Origin of the sequence: Micromonospora sp. NPDC047738, from assembly GCF_040642675.1 — a bacterium.
GTDB lineage: Bacteria > Actinomycetota > Actinomycetes > Mycobacteriales > Micromonosporaceae > Micromonospora.
The window spans coordinates 30,368-52,013 of the sequence record NZ_JBEYSO010000027.1 but is presented as its reverse complement, the minus strand read 5'-3'; the positions used below and the strand labels follow the sequence as shown (position 1 = coordinate 52,013).

Genomic DNA, 21,646 nt, shown 5'->3' with positions numbered 1-21,646 from the left:
GCTGTGCCGTCACAGTCACCGATGAGCAGGCACGATCCGGTCGGGGGCCGTGCGAATATGGGCGACGTGACCCCCGCCAGCCTGCCTCCTATTCTGCTCGTTCTCGGCGACGAGGAACTGCTCGCCACGCGAGCGGTCTCCGAAGCCGTCGCCCGGGCCCGCAGCGTCGACCCGGACGTGGACGTCCGCGAGTACCAGGCCGGCTCCCTGACGGTGGGCGAGATCGCCGAGATGCTCAGCCCGTCGCTGTTCGGCGGCCGCCGGGTGCTCGTGCTCCGCTCCGGGCAGGACGCCCGCAAGGATCTGGTCACCGCGCTGCTGGCATACGCGAAGAACCCGGACCCGGACGTGCAGCTCGTGGTGTTGCACCTCGGTGGCGCGAAGGGGAAGGCGTTCGCCGACGGGTTGCGTGCGGCGGGCGCGACCGTGGTGCCCGCGGCGAAGCTCAAGGGGCACCGCGAGCGGGTGGCCTTCGTGCGGGACGAGATCCGCCGCAGCGGGGGCAGGTGCACCGAGGACGCGGCCGAGGCGCTGATCGCCGCCGTCGGCACCGACCTGCGGGAGCTGGCGGCCGCCTGCGCCCAGCTCGTCGCCGACACCGACGGCCGGATCGGGGCGGACACGGTGGCCCGCTACTACCGGGGCCGGGTGGAGGTGACCGGCTTCACCGTCGCCGACGCGACCATGGTCGGTGACGTCCCGGCCGCCCTGGAGGCGTTGCGCTGGGCGCTGCACGTCGGTGTCGACCCGGTGCCGATCGCCGACGCGCTCGCCGACGGGGTCCGGACGGTGGCCCGGGTCGCCTCCGCCGGGCGGGGCAGCCCCTATCAGCTGGCCAGCAGCCTGGGCATGCCGGCGTGGAAGATCGAGCGGGCCCAGCGGCAGGGCCGGGGCTGGACCCCGGAGGGCCTGGTGGCGGCCATGCGGGCGGCCGCCGAGTGCAACGCGGCCGTCAAGGGCGGCTCCGACGACCGGGCGTACGCGCTGGAGCGGGCGGTCTTCTCGGTCGTCGCGGCCCGCCAGGGTGGCGCCCGGTGACCCGACCCGCCCGGTCCTGGGCGATGGTCCCGACCGACGCGGAGCGGTACCGCCCGCTCTACGCCCGGGTCCTCGGACTGCGCTTCGTCAACCCGGGCGGGGTGCTCTGCTTCCTCTTCTTCGAGGGGGCGGTGGCGCTCGCCGTGCTGCTCGCCCTCGCCGAACTGGTCACCTGGTGGGCCGTGCTGGTGCTGCCGGCGGCGGTGGCGGTGATGGTGAAGCTCAACGACATGGTCGCCGAGATGGTGATCCGCACCGCCGCCCAGGTGCCGGAGCAGGAACGGGACCGCTTCCGCCGGCAGATCGAACCGGTGGTCGGGCGGGCCCGCGTGCCGTCGACGGCCCGGGCGCTGCCCGGCGCGGCCCACCCGGGCGACCCGGCGCTGCGAGCCGCCCACCCCGGCGACCCGGCGCTGCGAGCCGCCCACCCCGGCGACCCGCGGTGAGATGGGCGGAAGGCCGCCGAGGGCCCGGAACGTAGACAGCCGGAAGCCCCGGGGCGGGTGCCCCGGGGCTTCCGGTCAGGTCTGAAGGCGCTCGTCAGGCCGAGAACGAGGCGACGCGCTGGGCGATCGCCGACTTCCGGTTGGCCGCCTGGTTGGCGTGGATGACGCCCTTGCTGGCAGCCTTGTCCAGCTTGCGGGTGGCATCCCGCATCAGGGTGGTGGCCAGCTCGGTGTCGCCAGCCTCGGCAGCCTCGTGGAACTTCCGGATGGCGGTCTTCAGCGACGACTTGACCGACTTGTTACGCAGCCGGCGCTTCTCGTTCTGCCGGTTGCGCTTGATCTGGGACTTGATGTTCGCCACGCGACAGCCTCGTCTTGATAGCTCGGGTTGGTCTGCTTTCGCGCACGACGAGCATGCGTCATCGCCGCGCGAAAAGCCAGGTTACCAGGTCGGCCGGGACGAGCCAAAACGGCTCAGGTCCAGCCCCGCCGTGCGGCCAGCCAACCGAGTGCCTGCTCGCCGCTCCACAGCTGGTGGGCGCGGATGTGTGGGGAGGCGGTCGACGGCCCGGTGGCGGCGCTGGTCAGGAAGTATCCGGACAGCGCTGCGAGGGTCACGTCCAGCGCGTCGGCGGGGGCGTCGGCGGCCGCCGGGTGGGTGGCGAAGGCGACGTCCACGGCCAGGCCGCTGGCGTACCCGGTGATCAGCAGGCTGACCAGATCGAACCAGGCCGGCCCGTGACACAGCCAGGTCCAGTCGCAGAGCCACGCCCGGCCGGCCGGGTCGATCAGGAGGTTGTCCACCCGCAGGTCGCCGTGGACCAGCCCGCCGGTGGCGGCGTACCCGGGAAGGCGGGACTCCAGCGCGACCAGCTCCGGGAGCGGGGCCCAGGCCGGCAGCTCCGGCGCGGGCTCGCGGCCGGCGGCCACCTCCCCCCACCAGAGGATGTCGTCCCGGGCCAGGTCGGCGAGGCGGGGCAGCCCGAGCGCCACCAGTTCCGCCGGCGGCTCGGCGAGCGCGGCGGCCACCTCGGCGTACGCGGCGAGGGCGGCGTCCAGCTCGGCCGGGTCCCAGGGCAGCCGGGGGGTCCGCCCGTCGACGGCGTCCAGGGCGAGCGCGTACCAGCCGGCCTCGGTCAGCGCCCAGCGCGGGCGGGGGACCGGCAGCCCGGCGGGGAGCCGGGCCAGGATCGCGGCCTCGTGGAAGTACCAGTCGGCCAGCTGCCGCTGGGTGTCCAGCGCCGCCGCCTTGACGAAGGTCCGGCCGCGGTCGGGACCGGTGAGCACCGCGGCGAAGCCTCGGGTGAAGCCGGCGCCGGCCACCCGGACCGCCACCGGGGGCCCGCCGAGCCGGGCGGCCACCGCCGCCCGCAGCCCGGCCGGCAGCCCGGCCCAGTCGGGACGGACGGCGGTCGCCTCGTACGGCACCGGGGGCAGCGAGATCGGTGGCACGTTCCCATGCTGCCGGACGGAGTGTCGTACCGCGCTGGCAGCATCCGGGCCGTGGAGATGGACGAGTTCTGGGCGCTGGTCGAGGCGTCCGCCGACGGCGCTCGGACGCCCGACGAGCGGCTGGCCTGGCTCACCGACCGGCTGGCCGCCCGGCCCGCCGCCGAGGTGGTCGACTTCGCGCTGCGGCTGGACGAGCTGCGGGGTCCGGTCGACACCTGGCGCCTCTGGGGTGCCGCGACGCTGCTCTTCGACGGGTTCTGCTCCGACGACAGCTTCCACTACTTCCAGCCGTGGCTGATCGGCCTCGGCCGGGAGGCGTACCACCGGGTGGTGGCCGATCCGGACGCGCTCGCCGACCTGCCGCAGGTCCGTCGGCTGGCCGGCCGTCCCCGGGGAGACTGGGCCGACGACGAGTGGCCGGACTGGGAGTGCCTCGACTACGTGGCCGACGAGGCGTACGAGCGGATCACCGGCGCGCCGGAGAGCCTGGACGACGCGGTGTCGGCCCGGGGCCGTGAGCTGCGCAGTTCGCCGCAGCCGGGGGACGAGGCGTGGGCCGTGTCGGACCTGGCCGAGCTGAGCCGCCGGTACCCGCGACTCGCCGCGCTGTTTCCGCTGTCCGGCCGGGGCCGGGGGTCGGTCTGGGAGACTGCCACGCCATGAGGACCGACGACTTCTGGCAGCTGATCGACCGCGCCCGCACCGGCGGTGGGGGCGAGCCCGCAGCGGTCGCCGCCCGCGCGGTCGCCCTGCTCGCCGAGCGGGACCCGGCGGAGATCGTCGGGTACGCCCACCACCAGCGGCGGGTGCTCGCCGCCTCCTACCGGGTCGATCTCTGGGGCGCGGCGTACCTGATCAACGGGGGCGCCTCCGACGACGGCTTCGAATACTTCCGGGGATGGCTGATGGCCCAGGGCCGGGCGGTCTTCGCCAAGGCCGTCGCCGACCCGGACTCCCTGGCCGAGCTGCCGCAGGTCCGGGCCGCCGCGCTCAGCGGCGAGGAGTTCACGTGCGAGGACATGCTGGCGGTGCCCTGGGAGGCGTACCGGAAGGCGACCGCGACCGAGCTGCCGACGGACCGTGACCCGGTGCCCGTGCCCGACCTGAACGACTTCTGGGACTTCGACGACGAGGAGGAGGCGCGGCGGCGGCTGCCCCGGCTCGCCGCCCTCTTCGTGGAGCCGCCGGAGGAGTGACGGGGGAGGACCGGCTTTCCCGGCGACGTGGGAGCATAGAGGGGGCCGGCGCCGCGCCGGCCCGCTCACGTCAGCCGACCAGAACGGACCGCTGTGCCACCGACGCTCGATCCCGGCGCGAACGCTCCTGGTGCCACCGACCCGGCGCGCATCAGGAATTTCTGCATCATCGCCCACATCGACCATGGGAAGTCGACCCTGGCCGACCGGATGCTGCAGCTCACCGGCGTGGTCGATCCGCGGCAGATGCGCGCCCAGTACCTCGACCGGATGGACATCGAGCGCGAGCGCGGCATCACCATCAAGAGCCAGGCCGTCCGCATGCCGTGGACCATCCGGGAGGGCGACCGGGCCGGCGAGACCGCCGTGCTCAACATGATCGACACCCCGGGCCACGTGGACTTCACGTACGAGGTGTCCCGGTCCCTCGCCGCGTGCGAGGGCGCGATCCTGCTGGTCGACGCCGCGCAGGGGATCGAGGCGCAGACCCTGGCCAACCTCTATCTGGCCCTCGAGAACGACCTGCACATCATCCCGGTGCTCAACAAGATCGACCTGCCGGCCGCCCAGCCCGAGAAGTACGCCGAGGAGCTGGCCCACCTGATCGGCGGCGACCCGGCGGACTGCATCAAGGTCTCCGGCAAGACCGGCGAGGGCGTGCCGCACCTGCTGGACGAGATCGTCCGGCAGTTCGTGCCGCCGGTCGGCGAGGCCGAGGCCCCGGCCCGCGCGATGATCTTCGACTCGGTGTACGACGTCTACCGGGGCGTGGTCACCTACGTCCGGGTGATCGACGGCCGGATCGAGGCCCGCGACCGGATCAAGATGATGTCCACCGGCGCCGTGCACGAGCTGCTGGAGATCGGCGTCATCTCGCCGGAGATGGTGAAGGCCGGCGCGCTCGGCGTCGGCGAGGTGGGCTACCTGATCACCGGTGTGAAGGACGTGCGCCAGTCCCGGGTGGGTGACACGGTCACCATCAACACCCGGCCGGCGACCGAGGCGCTGGGTGGCTACAAGGACCCGAAGCCGATGGTCTACTCCGGCCTCTACCCGATCGACGGATCCGACTACCCCAACCTCCGTGAGGCGCTGGACAAGCTCAAGCTCAACGACGCGGCGCTGACGTACGAGCCGGAGACCTCGGGCGCGCTCGGCTTCGGCTTCCGCTGCGGCTTCCTCGGCCTGCTGCACTTGGAGATCATCCGGGAGCGGCTGGAGCGGGAGTTCAACCTCGACCTCATCTCCACCGCGCCGAACGTGGTCTACCGGGCCATCCAGGAGGACGGCGAGGAGATCGTGGTCACCAACCCCAGCGAGTACCCGACCGGCAAGATCGCCGAGGTGTACGAGCCGACGGTCCGGGCCACCGTGCTCACCCCGAACGACTACGTCGGCGCGGTGATGGAGCTGTGCCAGGGCCGCCGGGGCAGCCTGCTCGGCATGGACTACCTCTCCGCGGACCGCGTGGAGCTGCGCTACACCCTTCCGCTGGCCGAGATCATCTTCGACTTCTTCGACCAGCTCAAGAGCCGCACCAAGGGGTACGCCTCGCTGGACTACGAGCCCTCGGGCGAGCAGGCGTCCGATCTGGTCAAGGTGGACATCCTGCTGCACGGCGAGCCGGTGGACGCGTTCAGCGCCATCGTGCACAAGGACAAGGCCTACAACTACGGCACGACGATCGCGGCCAAGTTGCGCACCCTGATCCCGCGCCAGCAGTTCGAGGTGCCCATCCAGGCCGCCATCGGCAGTCGGGTGATCGCCCGGGAGACGATTCGCGCCATCCGTAAGGACGTGCTCGCGAAGTGCTACGGCGGTGACATCAGCCGTAAGCGCAAGCTGCTGGAGAAGCAGAAGGAAGGCAAGAAGCGGATGAAGATGGTCGGCCGGGTGGAGGTGCCGCAGGAGGCCTTCATCGCCGCCCTCTCCTCCGACTCAGGGGACGGCAAGCCCGCCGGCAAGAAGTAGGCCCTCGCCGTACGCCGACGCATGGCCGGCGCCCCGCCACGGTGACCCGGATCCGGGTCCCGCGGGCGGGGCGCCGGCCTTTCGCGTACCCGGAGGTGAATTTCGCGCTGCGGACGCCTGCCGTCCGATCCGGTCGGCACCCCGCGCCACCTGCGCGATCGCCCCTGTTGAGGAAGCGGACCGGGGTCGGGCATCGATCGGGTGGCAGCCGTCCGGCGGCGAGTCGGTTTGGGTTTTCGGCCGGTCGGGAATTTAGCGGTCACGACAGACAACACGCGACAACGTGTGACAGATCTTAGGAGGAGAGCGACCATGACCGTCACCGGAATCATCACCGCGCTCATCGTCGGTCTGATCGTCGGCGCGCTGGGTCGCCTGGTCGTGCCGGGCCGCCAGAACATGCCGATCTGGCTGCACATGCTGATCGGCGTGGGCGCGGCGCTGCTCGGCACGGTGCTGGCCCGGGCCCTGGGCATCGCGACCGAGACCGCCGGCGTCGACTGGATGGAGTTGCTGGTCCAGGTGGTGCTGGCCGCGATCGCCGTGGCCCTGGTGGCCGGGATCGGTGGCCGGCGCAGCGTCTCGCGCTACTGACCCACACCCCAACCCCCGAAAAACGCTGAAGCGGGCGCCCGACCTGGTCGGGCGCCCGCTGGCGTGTCCGGCCTGACCTGCCCGGACGTCACCCCTGCCGCCGGAGCCGCGGGCTGCGATACCGTCGCCAGGCCCCCGCCCGCACACTGCCCCCTGTCGTAAAGGAATTTTTCCTACTAAGGTGCGGCGGAGAAGGTTAGTGCCAAACGGCGCGAGGGAGATATAGGCGTGAACAGGTGGAAGCGGCTGGCGCCGGTCACCGCCATCGTGGCCTCGGCCGCGATGGTGCTCGCCGGTTGCGGTGGCTCCGGGGACGACGAGAAGGCCGCGGACAACAGCAAGCTGACGGTCTGGATGATGGGCGAGGGCGGCGACGCCCAGACCAAGTTCCTCGACAGCGTCGAGGCCGAGTTCAAGAAGAAGCACCCCGAGACCGACGTGGTGGTGCAGTACATCCCCTGGCTGGAGGCGCCGAAGAAGTTCCAGGCCGCCCTGGCCGGCGGTGAGGGACCGGACGTCACCGAGCTGGGCAACACCGAGACCCAGGGCTGGGCGGCCCAGGAGGCGCTCGCCGACGTGACCGACAAGTTCAACGGCTGGACCGAGGGCAAGGACATCCTGCCCGACCTGGTGAAGAACGCCCAGCTCGACGGCAAGCAGTACGGCGTGCCGTGGTACGCCGGCGTACGCGCCATCTACTACCGCACCGACTGGTTCGCCGAGGCCGGCGTGCAGCCGCCGACGACCTGGGAGGAACTGGTCGCCGCCGCCAAGACGGTGCAGGCCAAGAAGCCGGGCAAGTACGGCATCGCGCTGCCGGGCAACTCGGAGCTGCCGTTCTACTCCTTCCTCTGGGCCGCTGGCGGGGAGATCGCCACCAAGCAGGGCGACACCTGGAAGTCCGGCTACAACACCCCGGAGGCGCAGCGGGCGGTCAAGTTCTGGACCGACCTGGTGACCGTGCACAAGGTCGCCCCGCCGGCCGCCGCCGGCTGGAACGAGGTCGACGCCCGGACCCAGTTCGCGACGGGCAACGCCGCCATGGCGTTCGCCGGTAGCTGGCAGGGCGGCGCGATGAAGAAGGACAACCCGGACATCGAGAAGGTGTGGGGCACGTTCCCCATCCCGGGTCCGGACGGCAAGCCGGCCCCGGCCTTCGCCGGCGGTTCCGACATCGCCCTGTGGAAGGACAGCAAGCGGCAGGCCCTGGCCTGGGACTACCTGACCGTGCTGCTGAGCAAGCAGAAGGACCAGGAGTTCGCCAGCAGCCTCGGCTTCTTCCCGGTCTACAAGGACCTCGTCGGCGGCGGCAACTACGCCAACGACAAGGTGATGGGGGCGTTCGCCACCGCCATGCAGAACACCAAGCTGACCCCGCTCACCCCGAAGTGGGTCGAGGTCAGCCGGACCAAGACGGTGACCCAGGCCATGAACAGCTCGGTCATCAAGGGCCAGAAGACGGTCGAGAAGGCCACCGCCGACGCGGCCACCGAGATGGAAAGCATCCTCAACGCCAAGTGACGACGCTGACCGAGGCCACCGGGACGGGCGCCGCGCGGGAGACCCCCGCGCGGCGCCGCCGCCGGGTGGACCATCTCCCGTACCTGTTGCTCCTGCCCTGTCTGGCGGTCATCGCGGTCCTGCTGCTCTGGCCGCTCGGTCAGGTCGTGATGATGTCCTTCTACAAGTTGGACAGTGTCCGACAGTTGCGGGGGGACCGCGAGTGGCCGTGGGTGGGCCTGGCCAACTACGCGCAGATCCTCGGCGATCCGTTCTTCCGTACGGTGCTGCGCAACACCGTGCTCTTCGCCGTGGTGACCGTGGTGCTCACGATGATCATCGGCACCCTGGTCGGGCTGCTGCTCAACCGCCTCGGCAAGAAGATGGCGACCTTCGTCGCCAGTTGCGTGATGCTCGCCTGGGCCACCCCGGCGCTGACCGGCACCATCGTCTGGAAGTGGATTTTCGACGACACCAGTGGCCTGGTCACCTGGCTGTTCAACAAGCTGCCGGACGGGCTCTCCACCACGCTCTTCGGGCGCAGTGACTGGACCGGCTACGGCTGGTTCAACGACCCGCTGCTGTTCTTCGCGATCCTGACCCTGGTGGTCGTCTGGCACTCGTTCCCGTTCATCGCGGTGAGCGTGCTGGCCGGGCTGAAGAGCGTGCCGAGCGAACTGCAGGAGGCGGCCCGGGTGGACGGGGCCGGGCCGTGGCGGGTCTTCTGGTCCGTCACCTTCCCGATGCTGCGCCCGGTCTTCGGCATCCTGGTGGTGCTCTCCACCATCTGGGACTTCAAGGTCTTCACCCAGCAGTTCGTGCTGGCCGGCGGCACCCAGGACCGGTCGACGTTCATGCTCTCGATCTACTCGTACGCGGAGGCCTTCTCGCCGCCGCCCAAGTACGGCCTCGGGTCGGCGATCGCGGTCATCCTCACCCTGATCCTGCTCGCGGTGACCGCCCTGTACGTCCGCATGGTGCTCCGGCAGGAGGACGAGTGAAGAAGATCGCCCTCAACGGTGCCGGCCTGCTGGTCGCGCTCTTCGCGGCGTTCCCGGTCTACTGGATGGTCGCCACCTCGCTGAAGCCCAACCGGGAGATCTTCTCGGCGACCCCGCGTCCGGTGCCGGCCGAACCCACCCTGCAGCACTACCGGGAGATCCTCACCGGGAACCTGATCCCGGGCGTGACGTTCACCGACTTCTTCCTCAACAGCGCGCTGGTCGCGGTGGCGACCGTGCTGCTCAGCGGGCTGGTCGCGCTGCTCGCGGCGACCGCGGTGGCCCGGTTCCGGTTCCGGCTGCGGACCACCTTCCTGATCCTGCTGCTCGTGGTCCAGATGATCCCGCTGGAGGCGCTGGTCATCCCGCTCTTCCTGATGATCCAGCGGCTCGGGCTCTACAACACCCTGCCCAGCCTGATCCTCACGTACCTGGGCTTCTCGCTGCCGTTCGCGGTGTGGATGCTGCGCGGCTTCGTGGCCGCGGTGCCGAAGGAACTGGAGGAGGCGGCGGCGATCGACGGTGCCAGCCGGGCCCAGACCTTCCGCCGGATCCTCTTCCCGCTGGTCGCGCCCGGGCTGGTGGCGACCAGCATCTTCTCCTTCATCACCGCCTGGAACGAGCTGATCTTCGCGCTGACCTTCGTCAACGACCAGCACAAGTACACCCTGCCGGTGGCGATGACGTTCTTCTTCGGCCGGGACGACACCGCCTGGGGTTCGGTGATGGCCGCCTCCACACTGTTCACCCTGCCGGTGATCGTCTTCTTCCTGCTGGTGCAGCGCCGGATGGTCTCCGGCCTGGTCGCCGGGGCGGTCAAGGGCTGAGGTGCACCGAACGGCCCCTGCTTGACGCGTCCCGTCGAGCAGGGGCCCGCTCGGCGCGGTTCCGGCGCCCCGAGTGGTGCCCGTAGGCTGACCGCCATGACGGGCAGGCTGGCGGCGGTGAACCTCGGCGTGGTGACCGAGGCGGAGTGGGCGGGCGACCCGAGCGGCCGCAGCGGGATCGACAAGCGGCCGGCCGACGGCCCGGTGCTGGTCCGGTTCGACGGGGTCGCCGGCGACTTCATCGGCGAGCGGGCCCACCACGGCGGCCCCGACCAGGCGGTGTACGCGTACGCCGCGGAGGACGCCGACTGGTGGGCCACCGAGTTGGGCCGGCCGCTGCGTCCGGGTGCCTTCGGCGAGAACCTCACCACCTACGCGGTGGACGTCACCGGGGCGGTCATCGGCGAGCGGTGGGCGGTCGGCTCCGCCCTGCTGGAGGTGACCAAGCCGCGCACCCCGTGCACCACCTTCGCCGGTTTCTGGGGCGTACCTGACCTGATCAAGCGGTTCACCGTCCGGGCCTCGCCCGGGGCGTACCTGCGGGTGCTGCGCGAGGGGGAGATCGGCGCGGGCGACCCGGTGGAGGTGGTGGAGCGCCCGGCGCACGAGGTGACCATCGGCGAGGTGTTCCGGGCGACCACGCTGGAGCCCGAGCTGCTGCCCCGGCTGGCCGACGTGCCGGAGCTGCCCGAGCCGATCCGGGCGAAGGTCCTTCGCCGCCTGGGCGCCGCCGGCCGCTGACCGGCGCGCCCTCGCCGGCCTGCAACCGCTCACCGACTGCCACCTGGCGCTCGCCGGCGGCGTCGGCCCCGGCTGGCGGCCGCGCTGCCCGGGCCCCGGGTCACGTGGCGGCGAAGACCTCCGCCAGCACCTGGGTCGACGCGGCCCGGCTGCCCTTCACCTTGTCCCAGGTGCCGTGCTCGGCGGTCCACTCCAGGTCGCCGAAGCGGACCCGCTTCACCCCGTGGTCGTCGGCGTGGGAGACCAGCCAGTGGGCGTACCGCCAGCCGTTGCGGCTGTCCGCCGCCGGGACGGCGAACCCGGTCAGGTCGGTCGGTGGGGTGAGGCCGGACAGCCCCCAGTCCAGGGTCAGGCTCTCCACCAGGGCCGTCGCCGCGGCCGGACCGCGCATCGTCGGCGTCAGCCCGACGGTGCAGGCCACCGCGGCGGTCGCGTCGCCGAGCAGCGCGCGGGTGAGGACCTCCGACTCGTCGGCCCACTTCTGGTACGCCTCGGGGTAGGCCGACCGCTGCACCCGCTGCGCGGCCTCGGTGACCCGCATCTCCTCCCAGCCCCGGACCTTCTTCAGCGCGGCATAGAACTTCCTCGCCGCGTAGCGCGGGTCCTGGACCTGCTCGGGGGTGCCCCAGCCCTGGCTCGGGCGCTGCTGGAACAGGCCCAGCGAGTCCCGGTCGCCGTGTGCGATGTTGCGCAGGTGCGACTCCTGGTACGCGGTCGCCAGCGCCACCACCACGGCTCGCTCGGGCATCTGCCGCTGCACCCCGATCGCCGCGATCGTGGCCGCGTTGGCCATCTGCTCGGCGCTGAGCACCACCCGCCCGTCGGCCTGCACGGTGCAGGTCCGGCTGGCCATCGGCAGGCGGAGGTGCTGCCCGAACTGCTTCGTGACGAACCAGACGCCGAGCAGGGCGACGATCGCCACCACCACACCGCCTGCCACGACTGCAACCCGAGTTCGCACCCGCACCCCCTGTCCCGACAGTCCGACAAGCGTACGTCCCGCGCCGCACCAACCGGGTCGTCCGACCGGTTGTCTCCCGTTCCGTCACCGCCCCGCCACCGACCGCGTCCGGCCCCACGTGCGGAGACCCGTCGGCCTCAGTCTCCGGTGGGCACCCAGGCGGCGGGCCGCTTCTCCCGGAACGCGGCCACGCCCTCGCGACCCTCGGCCGAGAGGAAGTACCCGGTGGACCGCGTGGCCAACTCGGCGATCTCCGCGCGCAGGTCGGTCGCGGCCGGCCGGCGCAGCAGCTCCTTGGTGCCGGCGAGGGCGTTCGGCGCCCCCTTCACCAACGAGGCGCAGTAGCGTGCCACCGCGGCGTCCAGGTCGTCCGCCGGCACCGCGGCGGTGACCAGGCCGATCTCCGCGGCCCGCCGACCGTCGAAGGTGTCGCCGGTCAGGTACAGCTCGGTGGCGGCCCGGGGGTGCAGCCGCGGCAGCACGGTCGCCGAGATCACCGCCGGGATCACCCCGATCCGGACCTCGGTGAAGGCGAACGTCGCCTCCTCGGCGCAGACCGCCAGGTCGGCCGCGGCGATCAGCCCCAGCCCACCGGCCCGCGCCGGCCCGGCCACCTTCGCCAGCACCGGCTTCGGGCACTCCCGGACCGCCACCAGCACGTCGCCCAGCATCCCGGCCGGCACCGTCCCGCTGGCGTACGCGGCGGCGGTCTCCTTGAGGTCCGCCCCGGAGCAGAAGACCGGCCCGGTGTGGTCCAGCACGATCACCCGGACCGCGTCGTCGGCGACCGCCGCGGCGAGCCCGGCCAGCAGCTCGGTCATCAGCGGGGTGGAGAGCGCGTTGCGGTTGTGCGGGCTGTCCAGGGTGAGGGTGGTCACCCCACGGGCCGTGGCGACCCGCACGAGAGCGTCCGGAGAGGTCATGCCGGGCACACTAGTGGCCATGCCCGGCGTCCTTCCAGAAGGCGAATCCGTCCCGCGTGACGGATCGCTGCCCGCTGCCGCCCGCCGCGCCGTCGGCGCCCGCGGCTTCGGGGTGTACGTGCACGTCCCGTTCTGCGCCAGCCGGTGCGGTTACTGCGACTTCAACACGTACACGGCGGCCGAACTGGGCGGCGGGGCCAGCCGGGAGAGCTACGCCGACACGGTCCTGGCCGAGCTGGCCCTCGCCGGCCGGGTGCTGGGCGACAGCCCGCCGCCCCGGGTGGACACCGTCTTCGTGGGCGGCGGCACGCCCACCCTGCTCCCCGCCGACGACCTGGCCCGGATCCTCGACGGCATCGACCGCACCTGGGGGCTGGCCGCCGACGTCGAGGTGACCACCGAGGCCAACCCCGAGTCGGTCACCCCGGAGTCGCTCAAGACGCTGCGGGCGGCCGGCTACACCCGGATCTCGCTCGGCATGCAGTCCGCCGCGCCCGGGGTGCTGGCCGTCCTCGACCGGCGGCACAGCGCCGGCCGGGCCACCGCAGCCGCCCTGGAGGCGCGGGACGCCGGGTTCGACCACGTGAACCTGGACCTGATCTACGGCACGCCGGGGGAGACCGCCGAGGACTTCGCCGCCTCGCTGGAGCAGGTGGTGGCCGCAGGTGTGGACCACGTCAGCGCGTACGCCCTGATCGTGGAGGACGGCACCCGGCTGGCCGCGCGGATGCGCCGCGGCGAGCTGCCGTACCCGAGCGACGACGTGGCGGCGGACCGCTACCTGGCCGCCGAGGCCGCCCTCCACGCGGCCGGCTTCACCTGGTACGAGGTCTCCAACTGGGCGCGCTCCGCGGCGGCCCGGTGCCGGCACAACCTGCTCTACTGGACCGGTGCCGACTGGTGGGGCCTCGGCCCGGGGGCGCACAGCCACGTCGGCGGCGTGCGCTGGTGGAACGTCAAGCACCCCACCGCGTACGCGCAGCGCCTGGCCGCCGGGGAGTCGCCCGGCCTGGCCCGGGAGGTGCTCACCCGGGACGAGGCGCACATGGAGGACGTGATGCTGCGGCTGCGGCTCGCCGCCGGCCTGCCGCTGGACGTGCTGGACCCGGCCGGCCGGGCCGGCGCCGAGCGGGCGCTGGCCGACGGCCTGCTGGCCCCCGACGCGTACGCGGCCGGCCGGGCCGTGCTGACCCTGCGCGGCCGGTTGCTGGCCGACGCGGTGGTCCGCGACCTGCTGCCCTGAGCGATGCCGGACCCGGCCGACCCGGAGGCCGGCCGGGTCAGGGTCACTTGATCAGGCTGAGGCTCATCGGATACTGGTAGAACTGGCCCTCGTTGGCCTTGACCCCGGCGAGGATGCCGAACACCACCCCGAGGATGACGGCCGCGCCGACGCCGAGGAAGCCGATCAGGATGCAGCTCAGGATCCAGCCGACCAGGCCCACGATCGACCAGAGCAGCTGGAAGTTGAGCGCCGCGACCGCGTGCTGGCGCACGGTCGGGGACTGGTTGCCCCGGGCCAGCATCGAGACCAGCGGCGGGAGCCAACCCAGCACACCGGCGCTGATGAACATCGCCGCCGCGCCGCCGAAGTGCGCGACCAGGGCCCAGGTCTTGTCTTCGTTGTTGGCGTAGCCGGCGGGCGGCCCGTAGCCGCCGCCGGTCGGGTAGCCGGCGCCGGGCGCGGCGTGGCCGCCCGGCGGAGGATATCCGCCCGGCGGTGGGTAGCCACCCGACGGCGGCTGGCCGCCGGAGGGCGGCGGATAGCCACCGGGCGGGGGATAGTCGCCCCCCGCCGGTGCGCCGGACAGTGGTGCGGTGGGGGGCTCGTCCGCCGACGAGCCGAACGGTGCCGACGGCGGGGTCGCCTCCGGCGGCTGGGCGCCGGAGTCCCCCGCTCCCGGAGGGCGAGGAGGTTCAGTCATGGACGTCACGGTAGGTCCCGTGGGCAAGGGCGCGCCAGGGGGAGATCGCCCGGGATGTCCGGCTGTTCGGCCCAGGGGGCGTGACTGCGTGGCGGCCCGCACCGGGGGTCCGTCGCTGATCATCGCGTCGGCGGGCACGCCGACGTAGACTGGCACTCGCTACAGTCGAGTGCCAGACGCTCAGTCGGCACCGCGTGCCGCTGATCCAATCGGGTGGCGACGCGCGCCGGCGGGCCGAGGCGCGTCAGGAGGTGGGGAGATGGGTCTCGACGACCGCAAGCTCGCCGTGCTGCGCGCGATCGTCGAGGACTACGTCGCCACGCAGGAGCCCGTGGGCAGCAAGGCCCTGGTCGAGCGGCACCAGCTGGGCGTCTCCCCGGCCACGGTCCGCAACGACATGGCGGTGCTGGAGGAGGAGGGCTACATCCGGCAGCCGCACACCAGCGCCGGCCGGGTGCCCACCGACCGCGGCTACCGGCTCTTCGTCGACCGGCTCTCCCGGGTCAAGCCGCTCAGCCCCGCCGAGCGCCGGGCCATCGAGCGCTTCCTGGTCGGCGCGGTCGACCTGGACGACGTGGTGCACCGCACGGTCCGGCTGCTGGCCCAGCTCACCCGGCAGGTCGCCGTGGTGCAGTACCCGAGTCTGGCCCGCTCCAAGGTGCGCCACCTGGAACTGGTGCCGATCTCCACCACCCGGCTGATGGTGGTCATGATCGCCGACACCGGGCGGGTCGAGCAGCGGCTGGTCGAGCTGCCCGGGCCGATCCCCGCCGACGACGTCACCGACCTGCGCCGGCTGGTCAACGAGAAGCTGGTCGGCACCCTGCTGGCGGACACCCCGCCGCTGGTCCAGGCGCTGGTGGACGAGTCCTCGCCGCAGCTGCGCCCGGCCATGGCCACGCTCTCCAGCGTGCTGCTGGAGACGCTGGTCGAGCGGCACGAGGAGCGCATCGCGCTGGCCGGCACCGCCAACCTCACCCGGGGTGGTCTGCTGGACTTCCAGGGTTCGCTGCGCCCCATCCTCGAGGCGCTCGAGGAGGAGGTCGTGCTGCTCAAGCTCATCGGTGAGGCCGAGCCGAGCACCACCCGGGTGCTGATCGGCGACGAGAACGAGATCGACAACCTGCGCGCCGCCTCCGTGGTCAGCACCGGCTACGGCCCCGGCAGCACCATCGTCGGTGGACTCGGCGTGCTCGGACCGACCCGGATGGACTACCCCGGCACCATCGCCACAGTGCGGGCCGTGGCACGCTACGTGGGCGATCTGCTGGCCCAGAACTGACCAGTCAGGGCCGCCGGCCGGAAAGTGGCCGACGACCGCGCAACGCGAGACGAACATGAGGACACGGAACGCAGTGGCCAGGGACTACTACGGCATTCTCGGCGTGAGCCGGGACGCCTCCGACGACGAGATCAAGCGCGCCTACCGCAAGCTGGCGCGGCAGTTCCATCCGGACGTCAATCCGGATCCGGAGGCACAGGAGAAGTTCAAGGACATCAACGCCGCGTACGAGGTCCTCTCGGACGACCGGAAACGGCAGATCGTCGACCTGGGCGGCGACCCGCTCGCGCCCGGCGGTGGGGGCGCGGGTCCGGGCGGCCCGGGCGGCGCCGGGCCGTTCGTCGGGTTCCAGGACATCATGGACGCGTTCTTCGGTGGGGCGGCCGGCGGCAGCCGGGGGCCGCGCCCGCGTACCCGGCCGGGCGCCGACGCGATCCTGCGGCTGGAGCTGGACCTGCACGAGACCGCGTTCGGTGTCGAGGCCCCGATCACCGTCGACACCGCGGTGCTCTGCACCACCTGTTCCGGCGCGGGCACCGCGGCCGGCACCCACCTGGCCACCTGCGAGGCGTGCGGCGGCCGGGGTGAGGTGCAGTCGGTGCAGCGGACCTTCCTCGGCCAGGTGGTCTCCGCCCGGCCGTGCACGGTCTGCCAGGGCTACGGCACCACCATCCCGCACCCCTGCCCGACCTGCGCCGGCGACGGCCGGGTGCGGACCCGCCGCTCGCTCACCGTCAAGATCCCAGCCGGGGTCGAGGACGGCATGCGGATCCGGCTGGCCCAGCAGGGCGAGGTCGGCCCCGGCGGCGGCACCGCCGGCGACCTCTACGTGGAGATCCACGAGCGGCCGCACGACGTCTACTCCCGCAAGGGCGACGACCTGCACTGCCGGGTCACCGTGCCGATGACCGCCGCCGCGCTCGGCACCCGGCTGACCATCAAGACGCTGGACAGCGAGGAGACGGTGGACGTCAAGTCCGGCACCCAGCCGGGCAGCACGCTGAGGCTGCGCGCCCGGGGCGTACCGCACCTGCGCGGCACCGGCCGGGGCGACCTCTACGTCCACCTCGACGTGCGTACCCCGACGAAGCTCGACGCCGAGCAGGAGCGGATGCTGCGCGAGTTCGCCAAGACCCGCGGCGAGGAGGTCGCCGAGCTGACCAAGCAGGGCGGCTTCTTCTCCCGGATGCGTGACGCCTTCAACGGGCACGCCTGAGGTGTCGGCGCCGCTGTTCCTGGTCGAGGCGCTGCCCACCGGTGACACGCTGACGCTCGACGGCCCGGAGGGGCACCACGCCGCCACCGTCCAGCGGCTGCGGGTCGGCGAGGAGTTGCTGCTCGCCGACGGCCGGGGCGGCACCGCCGCCGCGGTGGTCACCGCCGTCGGCCGGGGCACCCTCGACCTGGCGGTCACCTCCCGGGGGTACGTCGACGCGTCCGTCCCCCGGCTCGTGGTGGTGCAGGGCATCGCCAAGGGCGACCGGGGCGAGCTGGCCGTGCAGGCGATGACCGAGGTCGGGGTGGACGAGATCGTGCCCTGGGCGGCGTCCCGCTCGGTCGTGCAGTGGCGCGGCGACCGGGGCGTACGGGCCCGGGAGAAGTGGGTGGCCACGGCCCGGGAGGCGGCCAAGCAGGCCCGCCGCGCCTGGCTGCCGATCGTGGCCGGTACGCCCGACGAGTCGACCCCGACGGTGGCTCGGCGGATCGCCGGGGCGGCCGCCGCGTTCGTGCTGCACGAGGAGGCCGAGGAGCGGCTGGCCACCGCCGAGCTGCCGGAGACCGGCGAGATCGTGCTGGTGGTCGGCCCGGAGGGCGGCATCGCCCCGGCCGAGCTGTCCGCCTTCCGCGCGGCCGGCGCGCGTACCGTCCGGCTCGGCCCTGCGGTGCTGCGCACGTCGACGGCCGGCGTGGCCGCGCTGAGCGTCCTCTCCGCCCGCCTCGGCCGCTGGTAGTTCGGGAATCGGGCTCTGCCGCGGTCAGCTGCGCAGGTAGGAGGCGCCGTTGAGGTCGACGATGGTGCCGGAGGCCCACTCGGCCTCGGGGCTGGCCAGCCAGTGCACCGCGGCGGCGATCTCCTCGGGGCGCGCCACCCGCCGGAACGGGCTCTGCGCGCGGATCGCGTCGCCGCGCTCGCCGCTGAGGTGGGTGGTGGTCATGTCCGTCTCGACGAAGCCGGGCGCCACCGTGGCCACCGCGATGCCGTACGGGGCCAGGGCCAGCGCCAGCGACTGACCGAGCGCGTTCAACCCGGCCTTGCTCGCCCCGTACGCGGGCTGCTCCGGCTCTCCCCGGAAGGCGCCCCGCGAGGAGACGTTGACGATCCGGCCACCCCCCGCGCGCATGTGCTGGGCGGCGCACCAGGTGACGTTGGCGGCCCCGGTCAGGTTGGTCTCCAGCACCAGCCGCCACTGCTCGCGCCACTGCTCGTAGGTGTTGCCGAAGACCGGGTGCGGCAGGTCCCGGGGGCCGTACACGCCGGCATTGTTGACCAGCACGTCCAGCCCGCCCAGGCGTTCCGCCGCCGCGTCGACCATCGCCCGGACGGCGTCCGGGTCGGTCAGGTCGGCGCGGACCACCACGTGGCCCTCGCCGGGCAGTTCGGCGCGTACCCGCTCGGCCAGCTCCGCCGAGTCCCGGTGGTGGATCGCCACCCGGTCCCCGCTCGCCGCGAACGCCCGCGCCACCGCACGTCCGATGCCGCGCGAGGCCCCCGTTACCAGTACCGCCCGTCCCGTCATGCGCGCCATCGTGCCGCACCGGGCCGCGCCGGCCGACAACGGGCCCGCCCCAGGCGGAACCCGTCCACCGGGCCGCTTCCTTACACTGCCCGAATGGGAACCGACTGCCTGTTCTGCCGGATCGTCGCCGGGGAGATCCCGGCCACCATCGTGCGGGAGACCGCCACCACCCTCGCCTTCCGGGACATCAACCCCCAGGCGCCGACGCACGTGCTGGTCATCCCCAAGGAGCACTACGCGGACGTGGCCACCCTGGCCCAGGGCGACCCGGGGCTGGCCGGCGAGGTGCTCGCCACGGCCGCCACGGTGGCCGAGGAGGAGGGGCTGCTCGCGGACGGCTTTCGGCTGATGTTCAACACCGGGGCGTACGCCGGCCAGGAGGTCTTCCACGTGCACGCGCACGTGTTCGGCGGTGCGCCGCTCGGCCCGATGCTCTGCCGCTGAGGCCGTCCCTAGACTGCACGCATGATCACGGTGCATGACCGGCTCGACCGGATGGTGCGGCAGGCGCAGGTCCAGGGACGGATCCCGGCGGTCTCGGCCGCCCTGCACCGCGCGGACCGGCCGCTCTGGACCTGCACGGTCGGCGGGACCGGCAACGACAACCCGCTCGGCCCGGAGACGGTGTTCCGGATCGGCTCGGTCACCAAGACCTTCACCGCCGTGCTGGTCATGCAGTGCCGCGACGACGGGCTGCTCGACCTGGACGACCCGATCGGGCGGCACCTCGACCTGCCGGCGCACGGCGAGCTGACCGTACGCCGGCTGCTGTCGCACACCGCCGGCCTGCAACGCGAGCCGCATGGCGACGTGTGGGACAGCCTGCGGGCGCCCGGCGTCGACGAGCTGCTCGCCGACCTGGCCCGGGTGGAGCGGGTGCTGCCGACCGGCCGCCGTTACCACTACTCCAACCTCGGCATGGCCCTCCTCGGCGAGCTGGTCGCCCGGCTGCGGGGCGGCACCTGGGCCGAGGCGCTCGCCGAGCGGGTGCTCGTCCCGCTCGGGCTGACCGGGACCGGCCTCACCCCGGGCGAGCGGGCGGCGACCGGGTTCCTGGTCGACGCGTACTCCGACGAGGCGCACCCGGAACCGCCGACCGACTTCGGCGCGGTGGCCCCGGCGGCGCAGCTCTGGAGCACCGCGCCGGACATGGCGCGCTGGGCCGCCTTCCTGGCCGACCCGGCGGCGCTGGACCCGGCCGGCGCGGTGCTCGCCCCGGCGACCCTCGACGAGATGCGCTGGCCGCTCACCACGACCGACGAGACGGTGTGGGCCGCCGGCTTCGGGCTCGGCCTGATCCTGGTGCCGCAGCCGCAACGGGTGGTGCACGTGGGGCACGACGGGGCGATGCCCGGTTTCCTGGCCGCCGTCTATGGCCGGCGTGGCGGGGACGGCACGGCCGGCGCGATGGGCTGCGCCGTGCTCGGCTCGTCCGGCACGGGCGTGCCGGTGTTCGAGCTGCCCCACCAGCTGCTCGCCGCCGCCGCCGAGCACGACCCGGCGGAGATCGAGCCGTGGCGCCCGGGCCCGCCCGCCCCGGCGCACCTGCGTGGGGTGCTGGGCCGCTGGTGGGGCGAGGGCTTCGAGTACGTCTTCTCCTGGCACGACGGGACGCTGCGGGCCCGGGGCGCGGACGACCCGGCCGGCAAGCCGCCGGCGGTCTTCGCCCCGCTCCCGGACCGGCCGGACGTGTTCCGGACCGTGGCCGGCCGGGAGGTGGGCGAGCTGCTCCGGCTGACCCGCGACGAGCGGGGCGCGGTGGTCCGGATGCACTGGGCCACCTACCGCTTCACCCGCCACCAGGAGACCTTCGACCGGTACGATTTCCGCCGGTAGTTGATCTCCTACCGGCGGAAATGCACGCGGTGCGGCCGGTGTTGACCCGATACGATGGGCGTAACGTCCGACCGCCGTGCCAGCAGGGCCCGGCACCGAGATCGAGAGCAGGTGGCGCAGGGCCCGACGGCCCGACCTATGACCGGCACCCCACCTCCCGGCCCGCCCCGGGTGCAGACCAGGATCACGGTCCCCGACCAGAAGATCATGGTGAACCTGCTCGGCGCGGGCGACGAGATCCTGCGACTCGTCGAACGCTCGGTCAACAGTGACGTCCACGTGCGGGGCAACGAGATCACCATCACCGGCGCGCCCGCGGACAACGCCCTCGCCGAGCGCCTCTTCAGCGAGCTGCTCGAACTGATCGAGAAAGGCGAGACCCTGACCACTGACGCCGTCCGGCGTACCGTCGGCATGCTCGAGCAGGGCAGCGCCGAGCGGCCCGCCGAGGTCCTGACGCTCAACATCCTCTCCCGGCGCGGCCGCACCATCCGTCCCAAGACGCTCGGGCAGAAGCGGTACGTCGACGCGATCGACGCCAACACGATCGTCTTCGGCATCGGGCCCGCCGGTACCGGCAAGACCTACCTGGCCATGGCGAAGGCGGTCCAGGCGCTCCAGGCCAAGCAGGTCAACCGGATCATCCTGACCCGGCCGGCGGTCGAGGCGGGCGAGCGGCTGGGCTTCCTGCCCGGCACGCTGAACGAAAAGATCGACCCGTACCTGCGGCCGCTGTACGACGCGCTGCACGACATGCTCGACCCGGAGTCCATCCCGAAGCTGATGGCGGCCGGCACGATCGAGGTGGCGCCGCTGGCGTACATGCGGGGCCGGACGCTCAACGACGCGTTCATCATCCTGGACGAGGCGCAGAACACCACGCCCGAGCAGATGAAGATGTTCCTCACCCGGCTCGGCTTCGGTTCCAAGATCGTGGTCACCGGTGACGTCACCCAGGTGGACCTGCCCGGCGGGACGACCAGCGGCCTGCGGGTGGTCCGGGAGATCCTGAGCAACGTCGAGGACGTGCACTTCGCCCAGCTCTCCAGCGCCGACGTGGTCCGCCACAAGCTGGTGGGCGAGATCGTCGACGCGTACGCCCGCTGGGACGCCGAGCGGGAGAACCAGCAGGCACAGGGCGTGCACGCCGTGCCCGGGCGGACCGCCCAGGGCGGCCGGGCCGGCCGGCGCCGCTAATCCACCAGAGGAAGACAG

The 21,646-nt window shown here is 72.8% G+C and carries 23 protein-coding genes; 17 read left to right on the top strand and 6 right to left on the bottom strand.

Annotation, left to right across the window (positions count from 1 at the left end; all coding sequences use genetic code 11):
* Nucleotides 1-57 precede the first annotated feature (57 nt).
* Both holA and ABZ783_RS29915 read left to right on the top strand, forming a co-directional pair.
* Nucleotides 58-1,038, top strand: coding sequence for a DNA polymerase III subunit delta (gene holA / locus ABZ783_RS29920; protein ID WP_357443944.1), 981 nt, complete (start codon nucleotides 58-60; stop codon nucleotides 1,036-1,038).
* Entirely contained in the window at nucleotides 1,035-1,484 is a 450-nt protein-coding gene (locus tag ABZ783_RS29915) for a hypothetical protein (protein ID WP_357443942.1), read from the top strand. Before holA ends, ABZ783_RS29915 begins: the two co-directional genes overlap by 4 nt.
* Before the next feature lie 94 nt (nucleotides 1,485-1,578).
* On the opposite strand, the gene rpsT is transcribed toward ABZ783_RS29915, so the two are convergent.
* Together rpsT and ABZ783_RS29905 are read right to left on the bottom strand one after the other, a co-directional pair.
* Complete coding sequence (gene rpsT / locus ABZ783_RS29910) at nucleotides 1,579-1,845, bottom strand: 30S ribosomal protein S20 (RefSeq protein ID WP_357443940.1); 267 nt, start codon at nucleotides 1,843-1,845, stop codon at nucleotides 1,579-1,581.
* 113 nt (nucleotides 1,846-1,958) lie between these two features.
* Nucleotides 1,959-2,936: a phosphotransferase gene (locus tag ABZ783_RS29905; protein WP_357443938.1), complete on the bottom strand. Its 978-nt coding sequence runs from the start codon at nucleotides 2,934-2,936 to the stop codon at nucleotides 1,959-1,961.
* A gap of 57 nt (nucleotides 2,937-2,993) precedes the next feature.
* Between ABZ783_RS29905 and ABZ783_RS29900 the strand changes: the two genes are divergently transcribed.
* The 8 genes from ABZ783_RS29900 (at nucleotide 2,994) to ABZ783_RS29865 (ending at nucleotide 10,766) form a co-directional block, all read left to right on the top strand.
* Complete coding sequence (locus tag ABZ783_RS29900; protein WP_357444034.1) at nucleotides 2,994-3,599, top strand: DUF4240 domain-containing protein; 606 nt, start codon at nucleotides 2,994-2,996, stop codon at nucleotides 3,597-3,599.
* Complete coding sequence (locus tag ABZ783_RS29895; protein WP_357443936.1) at nucleotides 3,596-4,132, top strand: DUF4240 domain-containing protein; 537 nt, start codon at nucleotides 3,596-3,598, stop codon at nucleotides 4,130-4,132. The genes ABZ783_RS29900 and ABZ783_RS29895 overlap by 4 nt, the downstream gene beginning before the upstream one ends.
* A 93-nt stretch (nucleotides 4,133-4,225) precedes the next feature.
* A complete protein-coding gene (gene lepA / locus ABZ783_RS29890; RefSeq protein WP_357443935.1) occupies nucleotides 4,226-6,103 on the top strand; it encodes a translation elongation factor 4 in 1,878 nt (625 codons plus the stop codon).
* A 312-nt stretch (nucleotides 6,104-6,415) separates the two neighbouring features.
* Nucleotides 6,416-6,697, top strand: coding sequence for a GlsB/YeaQ/YmgE family stress response membrane protein (locus ABZ783_RS29885; protein ID WP_073839853.1), 282 nt, complete (start codon nucleotides 6,416-6,418; stop codon nucleotides 6,695-6,697).
* 228 nt (nucleotides 6,698-6,925) lie between these two features.
* The gene (locus ABZ783_RS29880; RefSeq protein WP_357443933.1) at nucleotides 6,926-8,218 is read left to right on the top strand and encodes a sugar ABC transporter substrate-binding protein; all 1,293 of its coding nucleotides are present in this window, start codon (nucleotides 6,926-6,928) and stop codon (nucleotides 8,216-8,218) included.
* Nucleotides 8,215-9,198: a sugar ABC transporter permease gene (locus tag ABZ783_RS29875; RefSeq protein WP_357443931.1), complete on the top strand. Its 984-nt coding sequence runs from the start codon at nucleotides 8,215-8,217 to the stop codon at nucleotides 9,196-9,198. The genes ABZ783_RS29880 and ABZ783_RS29875 overlap by 4 nt, the downstream gene beginning before the upstream one ends.
* Nucleotides 9,195-10,025 carry a carbohydrate ABC transporter permease gene (locus ABZ783_RS29870; protein WP_357443929.1) on the top strand — a complete coding sequence of 277 codons (831 nt, stop codon included), beginning with the start codon at nucleotides 9,195-9,197 and terminating at the stop codon, nucleotides 10,023-10,025. Before ABZ783_RS29875 ends, ABZ783_RS29870 begins: the two co-directional genes overlap by 4 nt.
* A 96-nt stretch (nucleotides 10,026-10,121) precedes the next feature.
* Nucleotides 10,122-10,766, top strand: a complete 645-nt coding sequence (locus tag ABZ783_RS29865) for an MOSC domain-containing protein (RefSeq protein ID WP_357443927.1) — start codon at nucleotides 10,122-10,124, stop codon at nucleotides 10,764-10,766.
* Nucleotides 10,767-10,866: 100 nt separating this feature from the next.
* On the opposite strand, the gene ABZ783_RS29860 is transcribed toward ABZ783_RS29865, so the two are convergent.
* Nucleotides 10,867-11,733, bottom strand: coding sequence for a hypothetical protein (locus ABZ783_RS29860; RefSeq protein ID WP_357443925.1), 867 nt, complete (start codon nucleotides 11,731-11,733; stop codon nucleotides 10,867-10,869).
* 131 nt (nucleotides 11,734-11,864) lie between these two features.
* Nucleotides 11,865-12,650, bottom strand: a complete 786-nt coding sequence (locus tag ABZ783_RS29855) for an enoyl-CoA hydratase-related protein (RefSeq protein ID WP_357443923.1) — start codon at nucleotides 12,648-12,650, stop codon at nucleotides 11,865-11,867.
* A 19-nt stretch (nucleotides 12,651-12,669) separates the two neighbouring features.
* Here ABZ783_RS29855 and hemW point away from each other — a divergent pair, with 19 nt between their 5' ends.
* Nucleotides 12,670-13,893 (top strand): radical SAM family heme chaperone HemW, encoded by a 1,224-nt coding sequence (gene hemW, locus ABZ783_RS29850; protein WP_357443921.1) that lies wholly within the window; start codon nucleotides 12,670-12,672, stop codon nucleotides 13,891-13,893.
* Between the two features lie 43 nt (nucleotides 13,894-13,936).
* On the opposite strand, the gene ABZ783_RS29845 is transcribed toward hemW, so the two are convergent.
* Nucleotides 13,937-14,575 (bottom strand): DUF4870 domain-containing protein, encoded by a 639-nt coding sequence (locus tag ABZ783_RS29845; protein ID WP_357443919.1) that lies wholly within the window; start codon nucleotides 14,573-14,575, stop codon nucleotides 13,937-13,939.
* Between the two features lie 259 nt (nucleotides 14,576-14,834).
* Here ABZ783_RS29845 and hrcA point away from each other — a divergent pair, with 259 nt between their 5' ends.
* The 3 genes from hrcA to ABZ783_RS29830 all read left to right on the top strand — a co-directional run bounded on the left by hrcA (nucleotide 14,835) and on the right by ABZ783_RS29830 (nucleotide 17,809).
* Entirely contained in the window at nucleotides 14,835-15,857 is a 1,023-nt protein-coding gene (gene hrcA / locus ABZ783_RS29840) for a heat-inducible transcriptional repressor HrcA (RefSeq protein WP_073839846.1), read from the top strand.
* Nucleotides 15,858-15,930: 73 nt separating this feature from the next.
* Nucleotides 15,931-17,073 (top strand): molecular chaperone DnaJ, encoded by a 1,143-nt coding sequence (dnaJ, locus tag ABZ783_RS29835; protein WP_198940665.1) that lies wholly within the window; start codon nucleotides 15,931-15,933, stop codon nucleotides 17,071-17,073.
* 1 nt (nucleotide 17,074) lies between these two features.
* Nucleotides 17,075-17,809 carry a 16S rRNA (uracil(1498)-N(3))-methyltransferase gene (locus tag ABZ783_RS29830; protein WP_357444032.1) on the top strand — a complete coding sequence of 245 codons (735 nt, stop codon included), beginning with the start codon at nucleotides 17,075-17,077 and terminating at the stop codon, nucleotides 17,807-17,809.
* A 24-nt stretch (nucleotides 17,810-17,833) separates the two neighbouring features.
* On the opposite strand, the gene ABZ783_RS29825 is transcribed toward ABZ783_RS29830, so the two are convergent.
* A complete protein-coding gene (locus ABZ783_RS29825; RefSeq protein ID WP_357443917.1) occupies nucleotides 17,834-18,595 on the bottom strand; it encodes an SDR family oxidoreductase in 762 nt (253 codons plus the stop codon).
* A gap of 93 nt (nucleotides 18,596-18,688) precedes the next feature.
* On the opposite strand from ABZ783_RS29825, the gene ABZ783_RS29820 reads away from it, so the two are divergent.
* The 3 genes from ABZ783_RS29820 (at nucleotide 18,689) to ABZ783_RS29810 (ending at nucleotide 21,628) form a co-directional block, all read left to right on the top strand.
* Complete coding sequence (locus ABZ783_RS29820; protein WP_073839362.1) at nucleotides 18,689-19,039, top strand: histidine triad nucleotide-binding protein; 351 nt, start codon at nucleotides 18,689-18,691, stop codon at nucleotides 19,037-19,039.
* Between the two features lie 21 nt (nucleotides 19,040-19,060).
* A complete protein-coding gene (locus tag ABZ783_RS29815; protein ID WP_357443915.1) occupies nucleotides 19,061-20,431 on the top strand; it encodes a serine hydrolase domain-containing protein in 1,371 nt (456 codons plus the stop codon).
* A gap of 138 nt (nucleotides 20,432-20,569) precedes the next feature.
* Complete coding sequence (locus ABZ783_RS29810; protein WP_357443913.1) at nucleotides 20,570-21,628, top strand: PhoH family protein; 1,059 nt, start codon at nucleotides 20,570-20,572, stop codon at nucleotides 21,626-21,628.
* Nucleotides 21,629-21,646: the final 18 nt, after the last annotated feature.